The 17,749-nt window shown below is 40.8% G+C and carries 6 protein-coding genes and 3 pseudogenes; 1 reads left to right on the forward strand and 8 read right to left on the reverse strand.

What is annotated here, in order from left to right:
• Positions 1 to 7: 7 nt before the first annotated feature.
• The 8 genes and pseudogenes from ACLV7Q_RS03710 to ACLV7Q_RS03745 form a co-directional block, all read right to left on the reverse strand.
• Positions 8 to 1,726, reverse strand: coding sequence for a phospho-sugar mutase (locus ACLV7Q_RS03710; RefSeq protein WP_000121686.1), 1,719 nt, complete (start codon positions 1,724 to 1,726; stop codon positions 8 to 10).
• A 324-nt stretch (positions 1,727 to 2,050) separates the two neighbouring features.
• Positions 2,051 to 2,407 (reverse strand): annotated as a pseudogene (locus ACLV7Q_RS03715) (hypothetical protein); the annotation flags it as partial.
• On the reverse strand, positions 2,408 to 3,334 hold the full coding sequence (locus ACLV7Q_RS03720) for an Rpn family recombination-promoting nuclease/putative transposase (RefSeq protein WP_218757885.1): 927 nt from the start codon (positions 3,332 to 3,334) through the stop codon (positions 2,408 to 2,410).
• Positions 3,335 to 3,526: 192 nt separating this feature from the next.
• Entirely contained in the window at positions 3,527 to 4,426 is a 900-nt protein-coding gene (locus tag ACLV7Q_RS03725) for an Rpn family recombination-promoting nuclease/putative transposase (RefSeq protein WP_218757886.1), read from the reverse strand.
• Positions 4,427 to 4,636: 210 nt separating this feature from the next.
• Positions 4,637 to 4,981, reverse strand: a pseudogene (locus tag ACLV7Q_RS03730) (hypothetical protein); the annotation flags it as partial.
• Between the two features lie 7 nt (positions 4,982 to 4,988).
• Entirely contained in the window at positions 4,989 to 5,987 is a 999-nt protein-coding gene (locus ACLV7Q_RS03735) for an Rpn family recombination-promoting nuclease/putative transposase (RefSeq protein ID WP_218757887.1), read from the reverse strand.
• A 192-nt stretch (positions 5,988 to 6,179) separates the two neighbouring features.
• Positions 6,180 to 6,533, reverse strand: a pseudogene (locus ACLV7Q_RS03740) (hypothetical protein); the annotation flags it as partial.
• Positions 6,534 to 7,424: an Rpn family recombination-promoting nuclease/putative transposase gene (locus ACLV7Q_RS03745; protein ID WP_218757888.1), complete on the reverse strand. Its 891-nt coding sequence runs from the start codon at positions 7,422 to 7,424 to the stop codon at positions 6,534 to 6,536.
• Between the two features lie 446 nt (positions 7,425 to 7,870).
• Between ACLV7Q_RS03745 and ACLV7Q_RS03750 the strand changes: the two genes are divergently transcribed.
• Positions 7,871 to 17,704, forward strand: a complete 9,834-nt coding sequence (locus ACLV7Q_RS03750; RefSeq protein WP_218757889.1) for a mucin-binding protein — start codon at positions 7,871 to 7,873, stop codon at positions 17,702 to 17,704.
• The last annotated feature ends 45 nt before the right edge of the window (positions 17,705 to 17,749 follow it).

A 17,749-nucleotide genomic window follows, 5' to 3' on the forward strand; every position in this document is an offset into this window, starting at 1 on the left:
TAGGATTTTATTTTACAAAAGCATTGATTTCTGCTTCGATATTAGCAATCTTAGCTTGTGATTCTTCGTTGGTTTCCCCTACAACTGCAATGTAGAACTTGATTTTTGGTTCTGTCCCTGAAGGGCGAACGGCAATCCATGAACCGTCAGCAAGTGTGTATTTCAACACATCACTTGGAGGAGTTGTCAAGTTTGTAACAGTTCCGTCAGCAGCAGTAGCAGTTTGTGCCTTGAAGTCTTCTACGACAGTGATAGCTGTTGCATTCCATTCTTTTGGAGCATTGTTACGGAATTTAGCCATAATCGCTTTGATTTGTTCAGCACCATCAACACCTGAAAGGGTAACAGAGATTGTCTTTTCTGCGTAGTAGCCATACTCTTTGTAGATTTCTTCGATACCGTCAGCAAGTGTCAAACCACGAGAACGGTAGTAGGCAGCAAGTTCAGCAACGACAAGAACGGCTTGGATAGCATCTTTATCACGTACGAATGGTTTAATCAAATAACCGAAGCTTTCTTCAAATCCCATCATGTAAGTGTGGTTGTGTTTTTCTTCGAATTCTTGGATTTTTTCAGCGATGAATTTGAAACCAGTCAGAACGTTGAACATGGTTGCGCCGTAGCTTTCAGCAATCTTCGTTACCAAGTCAGTTGATACGATCGATTTGCAAAGGGCTGCATTTTCAGGAAGAGTTCCAGCGTTTTTGTGGGCTTCCAAGATGTATTTTGCCATGATAGCACCGATTTGGTTACCTGAAAGGTTGAGGTAGCTACCATCTTTTTGAAGAACTTCCACACCAACACGGTCAGCGTCAGGGTCAGTTGCCACAAGAACGTCTGCACCAACTTGACGACCAAGTTCTTCAGCAAGGGCAAAGGCTGCTTGGCTTTCAGGGTTTGGAGATTTTACAGTTGAGAAGTCTGGGTCAGCAGTTGCTTGCGCTTCAACGACTTGAACAGAGTCAAATCCTGCTTGGGCAAGAGCACGACGAGCCAACATTTCCCCAGTACCATGAAGTGGTGTGTAGACAATTTTCATGTCTTTACCAAATTCTTCAATCAAGGCTGGGTTGATGTTTACGTCCTTAACTTCTTTAAGGTATTCTACGTCAACAGCTTCGCCGATGACTTCAATCAAGCCAGAAGCTTTTTCGGCTTCCACATCAGCAACTTCTACCGCAAATGGGTTTTCGATTGCGCGGATATAAGTAGTCAAAGCGTCTGCGTCGTGTGGAGGCATTTGTCCACCGTCTTCACCGTAAACCTTGTAACCGTTAAATGGTGCAGGGTTGTGGCTGGCTGTGACCATGATACCTGCGAAACAGTTGAGGTGACGAACCGCAAATGATAGTTCTGGAGTTGGACGAAGGCTTTCAAATACGTAAGATTTGATGCCGTGTTTAGCAAGAACTGCCGCAGATTCAAAGGCAAACTCTGGTGAGAAGTGACGGCTATCGTAGGCGATTGCGACACCGCGTTCTTTCTCGTTTCCACCTTTTGACTCAATCAAACGAGCTAATCCCTCAGTAGCTTGGCGAACAACGTAGATGTTGATACGGTTTGTACCAGCACCAATCAAGCCACGCATCCCTGCAGTACCAAATTCAAGATTTGTATAGAAGGCATCTTCCTTTGTTTTTTCGTCCATATTTTCTAAATCTTGACGAAGGTAGTCAGGAAGCTCCGCAAAATCAACCCATTTCTGGTAATTTTCTTGGTAAGACATTCAAATTCTCCTTTATTTTTAAAACATTTAATCAGTTTGATTATATCATTTTTTTTAGTTTTAGTAAAACCTTATCTGCTTCGAAAATCTCTTCAAACCAGGTCAGATTGAATTTGGGGTTTATACGATGTTGAGGCTAGGAAAAATTCAATCTCAGTAAAAAAGTAAGTCTTCTCATAATAAAACATTGATACCAAACGTTTTATTATGAGAAGACTTTTACCCAGCCTTTTTATACCCAACCTCAAAACAGTGTTTGGAGTAATCTGTGACTCGACATTTAGTTCTAAGAATGCCATCTTGACCAGATGGTTTTCTTGACCGTTATTGGTGATAATCTTCCAGCAAGGATTCAAACTCAGATACTGACATACCCAGCTGATGGCTGGCTACCTCAGAAGTCAGAAGACTTTGGCGAACGAGATTTACTAATCCTTTTTTCAGTCCCTTTTCTTCAGCTTGCTCCAAAGCATAGTCCTGAGCCAATAATGCCTGTTCTTCTCGCATACGTAGTTGACTAAACATTTTCCTGTCCTCCTCGGACCAGCTCTTGTAGTCCAGCAGTTGGTCTGCTTGGCTGATGGCTCGCTCGGGTTGTTGAGTAAAGGGCTTGTTCCCAAAAAACTCCAACCACGGCTTGCGAACCTCGTCTTTGCTGGTTTCTCTATATTTTTTTAGTTCTTATTTGTGATGGTCTCTCAATAGTTCTTCAAATTCAGAGACAGTCATACCCAACTGCTGACTGGCTATCTCCGAAGTCAGAAGACCTTGACGAACCATGTCTAGGAAGGCAAAGAGTTTTCCACGTTCAAGTCCTTGTTCAATCCCCTCTGCACGACCACGTTCCAACCCTTTTTCTTCAGCTTGTTCCAAGGCATAGTCCTGTGCTAACAAGGCTTGTTCTTCTCGCATACGTAGTTGACTAAACATTTTCCTGTCCTCCTCGGACCAGCTCTTATAGTCCAGCAGTTGGTCTGCTTGGCTGATGGCTCGCTCGGGTTCTTGGGTAAATGGTTTATTCCCAAAAAACTCCAACCACGGCTTGCGAACCTTGTCTTTGCTGGTTTCTCTGTATTTTTTTAATTCCAAGAATGCCATCTTGACTAGATGGTTTTCTTGACCATTGTTTGTGATGGTTAAGACTTCACCTGTCGTGTCCTCTCGCATACTAAAACTGTGGAAAGCCAAGTCATCTGAGAAGTAGTTGCTATCTACAATTGCAATGGCATATACTGGTGCGATGTGTTTATAGCTCTGGTGAGTATCACCTTCACGTTGGCGAATTTTTTCAAGATTTTGATTGACCTGACTGCAAAGGTAAGCCCATAGGCGATTGATGAAAAAATTCTGATGATGAACTTGAATTTCAATGATAACTTGGGTTCCATTGTCCAACTCTGCCAAGACGTCTATACTGGTATAGAAATCCTGCGCCGAGTAGGGTAAAGAAGGCAAGACATGAATATTGCTTCCCTCCAAAATCGTCACATTTTTTGCTGGTAAATCCAGCATATCGCGAATAAATTGACAAGTGATTTCTGGATTGCTGAAAATTTTCTTAGCAACCAAATCGTTGGTTGGGCTGATGCCCGGATGACGTACAGTCATATTTCTTCTCCTTTCATTATAGCACATTTTTAAATCTAGGTTTACTAGATTCGATGCTTCTATCTATTTATTCGGAAAAGAAAGTGAAAAGTTCAAACTTTCCTAACAAAAAAGATAGCTAATCTCTTTTCCATCAAGAAATTTAGCTATCTTTTTAGTTTGTTTTAAGACTGCATAACGCGTACAGATTTCTCACTTATGTTCTTTCAACAGTGCCTCAAACTCAGCCACAGTCATACCCAGCTGTTGGCTGGCAAATTCAGTGCTTAATACATGTTGGCGAACTAGATTTGCTAACATTGCGAAACCGCCTTCAGCTCTCCCACGCTCCAAGCCCTTTTCTTCAGCTTGTTCCAAAGCATAGTCCTGTGCTAACAAGGCTTGTTCTTCACGCATACGTAGTTGACTAAACATCTTCCTGTCCTCCTCGGACCAGCTCTTATAGTCCAGCAGTTGGTCTGCCTGGCTGATGGCTCGCTCTGGTTGTTGGGTAAAGGGCTTGTTGCCGAAAAACTCCAACCACGGCTTGCGAACCTCGTCTTTGCTGGTTTCTCTGTATTTTTTAAGTTCTAAGAAAGCCATCTTAACCAGATGGTTTTCTTGACCGTTATTTGTGATGGTTAAGACTTCACCTGTCGTGTCCTCGCGCATGCTAAAGCTATGAAAAGCTAAGTCATCTGAGAAGTAGTTGCTGTCCACAATTGCGATAGCGTATACTGGTGCGATGTGTTTATAGCTCTGGTGTGTATCACCTTCTCGTTGGCGAATTTTTTCAAGGTTTTGATTGACCTGACTGCACAGGTAAGCCCACAGGCGATTGATGAAAAAATTCTGATGATGCACCTGAATCTCAATGATAACTTGAGTGCCATTGTCCAACTCCGCTAACACATCTATACTGGTATAGAAATCCTGCGCCGAGTAGGGCAGGGAAGGCAAGACATGAATGTTACTTCCCTCCAAAATGGTCACATTTTTGGCTGGTAAATCCAGCATATCGCGAATAAATTGACAAGTGATTTCTGGATTACTAAAAATCTTTTTAGCAACCAAGTCATTAGTTGGGCTAATGCCCGGATGACGTAAGGTCATATTCTTTCTCCTTTCATTATAGCACATTTTTTAATCTAATTTGCTAGATTCTATGCTTCTATCTATTTATTCGGAAAAGAAAGGGAAAAGTTCAAACTTTCCTGAAAATAGCAATACATTAAGTAAAAAAAGATAGCCAAACTCTTTCCATCAAGAAATTTAGCTATCTTTTTTAGGTTGTTTTAAGATTGCATAACGCTTACAGATTTCTCACTTATGTTCTTTCAACAGTGCCTCAAACTCAGCCACAGTCATGCCTAACTGCTGGCTGGCAATCTCAGGTGTTAAAAGATGCTGGTGAACGAGATTTACTAATCCTTTTTTCAGTCCTTTTTCCTCAGCTTGTTCCAAAGCATAGTCCTGTGCTAACAAGGCTTGTTCTTCTCGCATACGTAGTTGACTAAACATCTTCCTGTCCTCCTCGGACCAGTTCTTGTAGGTTAGCAGTTGGGATGCTTGGCTGATAGCTCGCTCGGGTTCTTGGGTAAAGGGCTTGTTGCCGAAAAACTCCAACCACGGCTTGCGAGCCTTGTCTTTGCTGGTTTCGCTGTATTTTTAGGTCTTATTTATGATGGTCTTTCAATAGCTCTTCAAACTCAGCCACGGTCATTCCTAACTGCTGGCTGGCAACCTCGGAAGTCAGAAGACCTTGACGTACTAGATTTACTAAACCTACTTTTAATCCTTCTTCTCGTCCTTGTTCACGACCCTCTGCACGACCACGTTCAAGACCACGCTCTAAACCTTGTTCAATCCCCTCTGTACGACCACGTTCAAGACCTTCTGCACGACCACGTTCCAACCCTTTTTCTTCAGCTTGTTCCAAGGCATAGTCCTGTGCTAACAAGGCTTGTTCTTCTCGCATACGTAGTTGGCTAAACATTTTCCTGTCCTCCTCGGACCAGCTTTTATAGTCCAGCAGTTGGTCTGCTTGGCTGATGGCTCGCTCAGGTTGCTGGGTAAAGGGCTTGTTGCCGAAAAACTCTAACCATGGTTTGCGAATACTATCTTTGCTGGTTTCCCTATATTTTTTTAATTCCAAGAATGCCATCTTAACCAGATGGTTTTCTTGTCCATTATTGGTGATGGTTAAAACCTCACCTGTCGTGTCCTCGCGCATGCTGAAACTGTGGAAAGCCAGGTCATCTGAGAAGTAATTGCTATCCACAATAGCGATAGCGTATACTGGTGCGATGTGTTTGTAACTCTGGTGTGTATCACCTTCTCGTTGGCGAATTTTTTCTAGGTTTTGATTGACCTGACTGCAAAGGTAAGCCCATAGGCGATTGATGAAAAAATTCTGATGATGGACTTGAATCTCAATGATAACTTGAGTGCCATTATCTAGTTCAGCCAAAACATCTATGCTAGTATAGAAATCTTGGGCTGAATAAGGCAGAGAAGGTAGTACATGAATATTGCTTCCCTCTAAAATAGTTACATTTTTGGCTGGCAAGTCCAACATATCGCGAATAAATTGACAAGTGATTTCTGGATTGCTGAAAATTTTCTTAGCAACCAAATCGTTGGTCGGGCTAATGCCCGGATGTCTGAGAATCATTCTTTCTCTCCTTTCATTATAGCACATTTTTTAATCTAATTTACTAGATTCGATGCTTCTATCTATTTATTCGGAAAAGGAAGTGAAAAGTTCAAACTTTCCTAACAAAAAAGATAGCTAATCTCTTTTCCATCAAGAAATTTAGCTATCTTTTTTAGGTTGTTTTAAGATTGCATAACGCTTACAGATTTCTCACTTATGTTCTTTCAACAGCACTTCAAACTCAGCTACAGTCATGCCTAACTGTTGGCTGGCAATCTCAGGTGTTAAAAGATGCTGGTGAACGAGATTTACTAATCCTTTTTTCAGTCCTTTTTCCTCCGCTTGTTCCAAGGCATAGTCCTGTGCTAACAAGGCTTGTTCTTCTCGCATACGTAGTTGACTAAACATTTTCCTGTCCTCCTCGGACCAGCTCTTGTAGTCTAGCAATTGATCTGCTTGGCTGATGGCTCGCTCGGGGTGCTGAGTAAAGGGTTTGTTCCCAAAAAACTCCAACCATGGCTTGCGAATACTATCTTTGATGGTTTCCCTGTATTTTTTTAGTTCTTAGTTATGATGGTCTTTCAATAGTTCTTCAAACTCAGCCACAGTCATTCCTAACTGCTGGCTGGCAACCTCGGAAGTCAGAATACCTTGACGAACTAGATTTGCTAACATCGCGAAACCACCTTCATCTCGACCACGCTCCTCCGCTTGTTCCAAAGCATAGTCCTGTGCTAACAAGGCTTGTTCTTCTCGCATACGTAGTTGACTAAACATTTTCCTGTCCTCCTCGGACCAGCTCTTGTAGTCTAGCAGTTGGTCTGCTTGGCTGATGGCTCGCTCGGGTTCTTGGGTAAAGGGTTTGTTCCCGAAAAACTCCAACCAGGGTTTGCGAACCTCGTCTTTGCTGGTTTCTCTGTATTTTTTTAATTCCAAGAATGCCATCTTGACTAGATGGTTTTCTTGTCCATTGTTTGTGATGGTTAAGGCTTCACCTGTCGTGTCCTCTCGCATACTAAAGCTATGGAAAGCCAAGTCATCTGAGAAATAATTGCTGTCCACGATTGCAATAGCATATACTGGTGCAATATGTTTATAACTCTGGTGTGTATCACCTTCTCGTTGGCGAATTTTTTCAAGATTTTGATTAACCTGACTACACAGATAAGCCCACAGGCGATTGATGAAAAAATTCTGATGATGCACCTGAATCTCAATGATAACTTGAGTGCCATTGTCCAACTCCGCTAACACATCTATACTAGTATAGAAGTCCTGCGCCGAGTAAGGCAGGGAAGGTAGTACATGAATATTACTTCCCTCCAAAATGGTCACATTTTTTGCTGGTAAATCCAGCATATCGCGAATAAATTGACAAGTGATTTCTGGGTTGCTGAATATTTTCTTAGCAACCAAATCGTTGGTCGGGCTAATGCCCGGATGACGTACAGTCATATTTCTTCTCCTTCTATTATAGCACATTTTTTAATCTAGGTTTACTAGATTTGATGCTTCTATCTATTTATTCGGAAAAAGTAGAAAAAAGAGTAGAAAAAATGTCAAATTGTCTCATTTTTAAAGAAATAAGTGTAAAAGGTAATGGAAATCCAAAAGCAAGCTGGAAAGGTCTCAAAGCGCAGTGCTAAGCTTGCTGATAGGAGGAAGTAAGTCCATAAGATGCACACGACAAGGCAAGGATGATGAGGCTTCATCTTTGGTGTCGACTTACTGATGAGGGACTCCTAACCTAGCTTTGGTCTCAGTAAAAAGAGTCGTCTATCTCCTAGTCTTCCATTCAAAAAATTTGAAGTTTCAAGCCGACTGGTGTATAATATATTCATGAATTGTATTCTATTATATAGGAAGTAATAGGGCACAATATATATATATGGAGTGTAAGAGTGAATCATACAGAAAAACAATTAAAATACAGTATACGGAAAGTGAGTGTCGGTGCAGCTAGTGTTGTCATTGGGGCGCTCTATCTTTTGATGGGAGCTGGGATTGCTCATGCTGAGGGCGTGGAGTCAGCGAGGGAAACTGAGAGGGCAGCAAACCCGACAGATCGAGAACAGTCTGGAAATGGAGAGACAGGAAACAATCCTGACCTCAGCAATACTGATGCAGCAGCAAACACCTACAATGCTCCCGTAGCTGAAAATCCGCTAGTAGCTCCAGGAAGTGCCAAACCTCGTGGTAAAAGGGCTCTACCTGATGGGGACGCAAGTAATTCATCGAATGGAGCTACAGGGACTGAATCAGGAGAGAACCAGCCAACAGGTGAAAAGTCACCTGTACTGGATGCCAATCGTAAAGGTGAGACAGTAAAAACTGACCAACCAGGGGTACATGTACCTAAAGATGGAGAAGAGGGTTCGGATGATAAGAATGCCCACTTAACATTTGATACTCCTGGTGAGAATGCTACAGTTGAGTACATGTACAAAATCATCCAAAATATGCCGGATGACTTCCAAAACAACGAGCGTTCATACTTGAGAAATATGAACACCCTTGGGGATGCACTTAGATTTGACGAAAATGGAAACGTCACTGATGATCCAAATGGTAAAAAACTTCAACCAGGTGAAATTAGAGAAATCAGTAGCTTTGGTGGATGGACAGCCATTATGAAAAAAGATGGTACAACTGGTAAATTCGCCGTTGGGATGAAAAATAAAGAAGGTTACTTTACTGGTTGGTACACTGATAAAGATGGCAAACGGCAAGAAGGTGGAATGCTGGGTTCTGACGCCATGGACCGAGTCTACGTCCACGAGCAAGCCCTAGATCGTCGTTTTAATTACATGTTGATGCTTGCCAAAGGACGTACTATCGCCAATAGAACTGATAAAGCACAAGATAACTCTGAGTTTGATATAAAGACAGCAAATAACAAGGCTAATAAAGAGAATCTTAATAATTTACCTGTAAAAGAGAAGGAAGATATTCTCCAGCATTCTCCAAATATTGAGGGATTCAATGGAATAGAAAAAACCTTCACTGCCTTTTCTACCAAATATGGAAGTCGTTTGAAAATCGACTTTGTGACAGGATATATCTCAGACTATGAAGGGTCGAAAGGGACCTATCGTATTGTTGTTAAAGCTATTAAAAAGGATAAAAGTGAAGAAACTATCTATGACCATACTATCAACCGAATTGACGGAGTAGTAGAGAACGAAGAACGCTACAGCCAAGGTGTGGATTTAAAAGCGTTTAATAGAGTAATTAAAAAGATTTTTCAGGATGAGTACAATAAAAAAGTCACTACTCTTGCAAATGCTAAATATAAGGAAAAATATCCGAGTGACAGAAGACCAGTTAAAGAGAAACTAGACGCTTTAAAAGAGGAAGTAAAACAAGAACTCGTTAAAAATGGAGACGTTATATATGAGTTGCCTATAGATAAGGATGAATTGCATGAAGTAGAAAAAAACGGAAAACCGTCTAATAAGTTTAAAGAAGGGATTCCTTTTATAGCAAAAAGTTATACAGCTGTAGGTAATGACCTCAATAATAGTTTAAAACCCAAATTGGATGAGGAGGTTCAAAAAAACTCTCCAGTATGGGTTGATAGCAGTGAAACAAATTCAGACGGAACAATAAAAAGTAAAGACCCAGATCGTGTCTATAAATTATTAGATTTTGTATTGCCTACTGCGAAAAAAATTATCTATCATGCAGATACAGACCAATTAGAACTCCAAACAGATCCAGAAAAAGTGAAGAGTCATCGTGAAGAGCTTGCAGCTAGACTGAAAACAAAAGAAGCTAGCTTAGCAAGCAGTACGAATGAAGAGGAAAAAACTAAACTTAAAAAAGAAATCTCTGCCTTAAAATCAGCCCTTGGATCCACAAATGCCTACACTTACCTGGAAGCAAGAAACGGTAGTCAAGAAGCAAAAATCCTTGGTTCACATATGGAAGCGACTGAACAACCTAGTACAATAGAAGAAACTGAGTACAATAGAATAAAGACGAATGAACTTGCTGCGAAGGAAAAAGATGGTCTTTCAAAATTCACTGCCTACTTTGTCGAAAAAGAAAAAGTTAAGCGTTCAAACGTACTACCTGATGCTGAATTATCCAAAAAAATTACTGAGGAAATTGGTGGAGATGAGGATAAACTAGGTAAAGGTGGATACTTCTCAACAGGAGATATTCCATTGGACAAAGATGTTGTAGCCTACAAGATACAAGTGTTTGCTGAAAATGAAAAACGCGTTGGGGTTAATAAGCAAAGTCCAAGACTTCAATATAACTTACCTATCCTAGCCGACTTCTCAGTTATTCAAGATACAGTAGAACCATCAAAAGAAGTAGCCAAACGGATCATTGAGAAACAGGTGAAAGAGAAGAAAATTCCACCAGAAGAAGGGGAAAAACTCAAAGGAAAAATCGATGAAAGTAAGAAAACATCGGAAGTTAGAAAAGCTATCTCAGGGAATGTAAAGGTCAAGTATGTCGATGAACAGGGACGAGATATACCACTATCTGATGAAGAAGCTAAAAAAGTTGGAGAAAAATCTGATAATGGTACCTACCTTGTAGAAAAAGAAGCCCTTATTGGGTCAAGCTACGATGTAACAAGTAAGCAATTACGTGGGATTAACACAGGAGAGAAGAAATACCGTCTAAAAAGATCCCTAAATAATGGACTATTTGAAGGCTCAGCAGCTGTCACAGGTTCAGTAACTTCAGCTGATAAGGTTGTAACATTTGTCTATGAAGAAGGGGAAGCCACCAAAGCAAAAGCAGTTGTTCATGTGATGAAACAACAAGCTGGAGGAACAGCTGTTGAATTACCAGAACATAAGCTCAACCTTGAAACAGAAGTAGGTGAAGACTTCCCATCAACAGATGTTGATGCCAAAGTTGCTGCCTTGAAAAAAGCAGGTTATGAAATTGTTAGCAATACCTTTACAGACGGAACAGCTGAATCAAGAAAAGGTGATGATCAAGAAGACGTAGACGGACAAGAGCCAACGCAGTCTTATACGATTACAGTACAAGAGCGTACAAAAGAAGTAACAGAACCGCCAACCCCAGATACCCCGATTGACCCTAATATTCCAGATGGACCAAAATGGCCAGAAGAAGGACTAAAAGAGTCTAATCTCAAGGTAGAAGTAACACGAACCATCACCTATGTCAAGAAAGCAAGTCCAGATGGAGCTGAGGAGCCAAGTGGAGTAGAAAATAAGGTAGATAAAGTTCTATTCAAACGGACTGCTACCTATAACCTAGTTACAAAAGCAGTTACATATGGAAACTGGACTACTGACAATCAGAATTTCCCAGAAGTCAAGACGCCATTATTAAAAGGCTACCTAGCAGATACGAAAGTGGTGACAGAGGAAACAGCGACAGAACCTACTAAGGCAGGGGTAGTCACGGACATCACAAGAAAAGTTGTATATACTAAAATCGGGTCTTGGGTACCAAAAGTTCCGGATCAAGAAATACCGACACCGATTCCATATCCGAATGACCCAGATGATCCAACCAAGCCTAAAACTCCAACTTATCCAGAAACACCTGAGACTCCAGGAGAGACACCAAACCCTCAACCGGGAGAACCAGGGACACCTGAAACTCCAGCAACACCACCAGTTATTCCATATGTACCAGGCTACACACCAAAAGTACCGACGGATCCAACACAACCAGAAAATCCAGATACGAATCCTTTAAAACCATTAGAACCATTGGATCCAAATGATCCTAAAAAGGGATACAAGGTGCCAGAAATACCTAGTGATCCTAAGAAGAATAAAGAGATAGAGTATGTGCCAAATCCACAAAAAATCCTGATAAAAGTTGTCAATATCACGACAGGGAAAGAAGTGGAAATGCCAAAAGAAAAGCTGGAATTCAGTGGTGTATCCGACCAAGTAGTTGGGGATGATGATAAAACTAAAGTTGATAACAAGATAAAAGCCTTGAAACAACGTGGTTATAATGTAGAGAGCACCAATCCTATTACGTCAACTACCAAGTACGATAGAGTGGACGATGCCACTACGGGAGAACCATCTCAGACTTATAAAATACTTGTTAAAGAACCAATCAGCATAGACACTGACAGTAAAACTGTAACACGTACGATCACATACGTGAAAAAAGATCTTGTAGATGGTGTAGAAGTTCCATCTGAAGCACATGAGACAGTGACAGATAGGGCAACATTTAACCGTGAAGTCAAGTTCAACCTTGTTACAGGGGAAACAACCTATGGTAAATGGAGTGAAGCACAAACCTTAAATAAAGTCGCATCGCCAGTCCTATCAGGCTATATAGCAGATAGAGCGGAAGTTGGAGAACGTGAAGTAACAGCTACAACGGAAGATATTCAAGAAGAAGTGGTTTATACTAAGATTGGGACTTGGGTACCAAATCTCCCAGCAGGAGAAACTCCAATTGACCCAATCCCTTATCCAAACCATCCAACAGATCCAACAAAACCAGGTGATCCGACACCGGGAGTGATTCCGCATGTGCCAGGATATACACCGAAAATTGGAGAAACTCCGTTAGAACCAAAAGTGCCAGGAGACCCAACGCAAGGTTACACACCGCCGAAACCGACAGATCCTAAGTCTAATACAACTGTCACCTATGAACCAGATCCACAAAAAGCATTGGTCAAAGTCGTCAATACGACAACTGGAGTGGAAGTGCGCTTACCAGCAGAAGATGTCAATCTTGAAGGTAAAACTGCAGAAAAGATTTCAACGGAGAAAGTCCTTGCCAAGATTGCGGACTTGGAAAAACGTGGCTTTGTTGTGGATAATAAGGATGAGGTAGTCGCTGAGATTACCAAGTCAAGCTTTGATAAGCAAAAAGACGAAGAAGGGAAAGACCCTTCCCAAGTATTCACGCTAAAAATTCATGAAAAAGTGGTAGAAGTAACAGAACCACCAACTCCAAATACACCAATTGATCCAGATACTCCAGATGATCCTAATGATCCAAGTATTCCAAGATGGACAGAAGAGTTAGTGAACCAATTGTCACTTAAGAAAGATGTTACACGTACCATTACTTATGTTAAGAAAGACACTCCAAATGGAGAAGAAATTCCAAACGCTAAACCAACTGTAACTCAAACAGCACACTTTAAACGTACTGTAAAAGTAAACGTAGCAACTGGAACGGTTGTAGAGTATACAGACTGGACAAGTACGGATAAAAACTTAGCAGAAGTAAGAACAGAGAAATTAGATGGGTATGTAGCAGATAAGCTATCCGTAGCTAGTGTAACAGTCGCTGAAACTTCAAATAATTTAGTAGAAAAAGTTATTTATACCAAATTAGGCGCGTGGATTCCGAAAATACCAAAAGGTGTAGTGCCACCAGAAGGAACTGATACGGATCCAAAACCTTACCCTAACCACCCAACCGATCCAACCAAACCAGGTAATCCAACCGATCCAAATGTTCCGGTGATTCCGTATATCCCAGGATATACACCGAAAATTGGGGAAACACCGTTGGAACCAAAAGTACCAGGAGACCCAACAAAAGGCTATATTCCACCAGCAGTACCGACAGAACCTAATACAAATACAGAGATAAGCTATCTTGCTGATCCACAAAGAGCTGTCGTTAAAGTCGTAAACGTTAAAGAAGGAAAAGAAATACCATTACCGAACGATACGGTAGCTATTGGTAACGGCTCAACAGATGCAGATATTCCGAAAGATGACGTTAACAAGAAGATTGCAGACTTGGAAAAACGTGGCTATGTCGTAGAAAATAAAGACTTATTAGATAATCAAAAATTTGATAATGTTAAGGATCCAGATGATGGAGACCCAACGCAAGTCTTTACACTGAAAGTTCATGAAAAAGTGGTGCCAGTAACACCGCCAACGCCAGATAAGCCAATCGAACCTGGAACACCAATTGATCCAACGACCCCAGTTGATCCAGACAAACCAAATGATCCAACCATCCCACGATGGACAGAGGACTTAGTGAAACAGTTGGATACGAAGAAGGAAGTGACACGTACAATTACGTATGTGGACGAAGAGGGAGCTAAGGTCACCTATACAGCTAATGGTCAAGAAACGACAGATGCAGTGACAGATAAAGTAACCTTTACTAGAACAGCGTCCATCAATGTCGTAACCAAAACCATTACTTATGGAGAATGGATGGCTGTAGATAATGACACTACATTTGATGCGGTACTATCTCCGATGGTTAAAGGTTATGTCTTAAAAGCAAACCAAGATACACAAGGTGGTTTAGTAGAGGCAAACGGAGCAAGTGTAGTAGCAAGTGAACATCTAAGAGCAGACTCTGCAAATCAAGAACTGAAAGTAGTCTATACGAAATTAGGCTCTTGGATTCCGAAAATACCAAAAGGTGTAGTGCCACCAGAGGGAACTGATACGGATCCAAAACCTTACCCTAACCACCCAACTGATCCAACAAAACCAGGTGATCCAACAGATCCAAATACACCAAACGTCCCAGTCATTCCGTATGTACCAGGATACACACCGAAAATTGGGGAAACTCCATTACAACCAAAAGTTCCAGGAGACCCAACAAAAGGTTATATTCCGCCATCAATACCGACAGAACCAGGAACAGATAAAGAAATTAGCTATGTCCCTGATTCGCAACGAGCATTGGTCAAAGTGTACAATGTGAAAGATGGAGTGAAGATACCATTAGAAAACGATACTGTAGGTATCAATGATGGTAAAACGGATCAAGCTATTCCAACTAAATCTTTAGAAGATAAAATCAAAGAGTTGGAAAAACGTGGATACACTGTTGATAACAAGGGCTTGTTGAAAGGTAAAGTTTTTGATAATCAAAAAGATCCAGAAAATGGAGACCCAACACAGGTATATGATCTCCTCGTTAGAGAACGGATAAGTTTTGATACAGAGACAAAAGCAGTTACAAGAACGATTAAATACGTTAAAATTGAAGAACAAAATGGCGCAGAAGTAGAAGTTGAGAATGCACAACCAACCAATACTCAGACTGTAAACTTTAGCCGTGACATCAGTATAAACTTGGCTACAGGTCGGATTAGCAATGGAAAATGGAGTGAAAAACAAATACTAGGAGAAGTGAAGACTCCAGTGTTAGAAGGCTATCTAGCGGATAAAGCCAAGGTAGAATCTCGTGAAGTGACAGGAGATAGTGAATCATTCGTGGAAAAAGTGGTATACAGAAAAATCGGTTCATGGGTGCCAAAAGTACCAGGAAAAGAAGAACCAACACCAATTCCGTATCCAAATGATCCAGATGATCCAACTAAGCCTAAGAATCCGGAATATCCAGAAACACCAGGTGGTAATGAGACACCAGGAACTCCAACGGATCCTAATAAACCAGTGCCACCAGTAATTCCATATGTACCAGGATATACACCAATGGTTCCTACAGATCCAACAAAACCAGTAAATCCAAATACAAATCCACTGAAACCGTTGGTGCCAGTAGATCCAGAACATCCAGAAAAAGGATATAAGGTGCCACCAGTTCCAGAAACGCCAAATGATCCTAAGATGGATACACCAATTACTTATGAAGGAAATCCGCAAAAGATTTTAATTAAAGTAGTTAATGTAACAACAGGGGTAGAAGTGCCACTGGATAATGAAAAATTAGAATTTAATGGAAAATCTGGTGAAACGGTTAAAGAATCAGATAAACATTCTGTTGATGATAAAATAACTTCACTAAGAAATCGTGGATACATTGTAGATACAGTAAACCCAATAACTGCAACTACAACATATGACACAGAGTCTGACGAAGGAAAACAAGAACCAACGCAGACATATAAATTAGTAGTAAGAGAAAAAATCTCAATAGATAAAGAATCTACAACTGTAATACGTACGATTAAATACGTTAAAATTGATGTTCAAGATGGAAATGAAGTCAGAACAGAACTTAATACGGAAAAAATCAAAACAAAAGTAGATAAGGTTGAGTTTTCAAGAAATACAACCACAAGCTTAACAACAGGTTTAACAAAAATTGGTACTTGGGATACTGAAACAAAAGAGTTATCAAAAGTTAATACACCTGTATTAGATGGATACCTTGCAAGTGTCGCTTCTGTAGAAAATAAATCTGTTTCACCTGATACAGAATCATATGAGGTGACAGTTGAATACAGAAAAATCGGATCATGGGTGCCAAAAGTACCAGGAAAAGAAGAACCAACACCAATTCCGTATCCAAATGATCCAGATGATCCAACTAAGCCTAAAACTCCAGATTATCCAACCACTCCGCCACAACCAGGTCAACCAGTACCGAAAGTGCCAGTGATTCCATACGTTCCAGGCTATACACCTAAGACACCAAACGGAACTCCATTAGTACCTATAGATCCAGAACATCCAGAAAAAGGATATAAGGTGCCACCAGTTCCAGAAACGCCAAATGATCCTAAGATGGATACACCAATCAAGTATACACCGGATGGACAAAGAGCTATTGTCAAATTTGTTGTCGTAGGCGAAGACGGAAAAGAAACGGAGCTTGTTGCTTCAAGGATGTCGCTGACAGGTAAAACTGGAGAGAAAATCCCAACAGAAAACTTTAATGATACATTGAAGAAACTAACAGGAGACCCAGTTAATAATGGTGACTACGAGTTAGTAGACAATCCTCTGAAAGATGGAGCAACATTTGATAACGTAAAAGATGAAGAAGGAAAAGATCCGTCTCAAGTCTTTGTCGTGAAGTTACGTCAAATCTATGTTATTCCACCGACACCGAGAATTGTCGAACGTCCAAGTGGTAATACTGTAGAAGTTGACGTGCCAAATAAAGATGCTGATACTTTATCTATTACATTTACAAAACGAAACAGTACTGAAAAAGAAACTATCGTTACGAAGAAAGATAAAGATGGTACGTGGAAAATTGAAAAATCTCCAGTTGGAGTGACTATCAATCCGACGAATGGTCGTGTTTACATTCCAAGTGAACAAGTTCAACCGAAGACATGGGTAGATACGCAAACAAAACATAAATACAAACAAAGTAAGATTGTTAGTGTTATGCCGAATATTCTTGATCTACCTAAATTTGAAGGAACAACAGAATGGATTGACGTAAATGGAAATGTCTTAAGACCAACTGAAAATGGTTTACATGAAAAAGGTCGAATTGCAAATCATGTTTGGTTGGAAAGTCGTTTGGAAGGAAATAAAGTCACACATATTTTCTTTGCAGGTTCTCCATCTGTAGACAAGCCAGAATATAAAATTACAGTCTGGTTTGATAAAGATGGTAATCCACTTAAACCAGATCAACCAGGTACTCATGAAGCTGGAAATATTCCAGGATACAGATATATTACAACTGTAACGGAGGATGGTATTACGATTCATCGATTTGAAAAGATACCGCCAGTTCTTCCTACCGAACCAATTCCAGATAGACCTGAGGAGCCAAACCCACAACCAAATCCAGAGCATCCAAGTGCTCCTACTCCAAGCCCAGAACTACCGAACCAAGAGACTCCAATACCAGAGCCAACTCCAGAACCAGATACTCCAAAACCTGAAACTCCAGTGAGTCCAGATCCAGAAGCTCCGACTTATGAGACAGGTAAGAGAGAGGAGTTGCCAAACACAGGTACAGAGGCTAATGCTGGCTTAGCTGGGGCAGGATTGTTGACCTTGTTAGCAGGTTTGGGACTAGGATTCTTCAAGAAAAAAGAAGATGAATCCGAATAATATAAAAACGTTGCTTCCTGCCAAAAGTTGGATGAGTTATCTGGC

The sequence above is a fragment of the Streptococcus mitis genome (assembly GCF_965111725.1).
Classification (GTDB): domain Bacteria; phylum Bacillota; class Bacilli; order Lactobacillales; family Streptococcaceae; genus Streptococcus; species Streptococcus mitis_DV.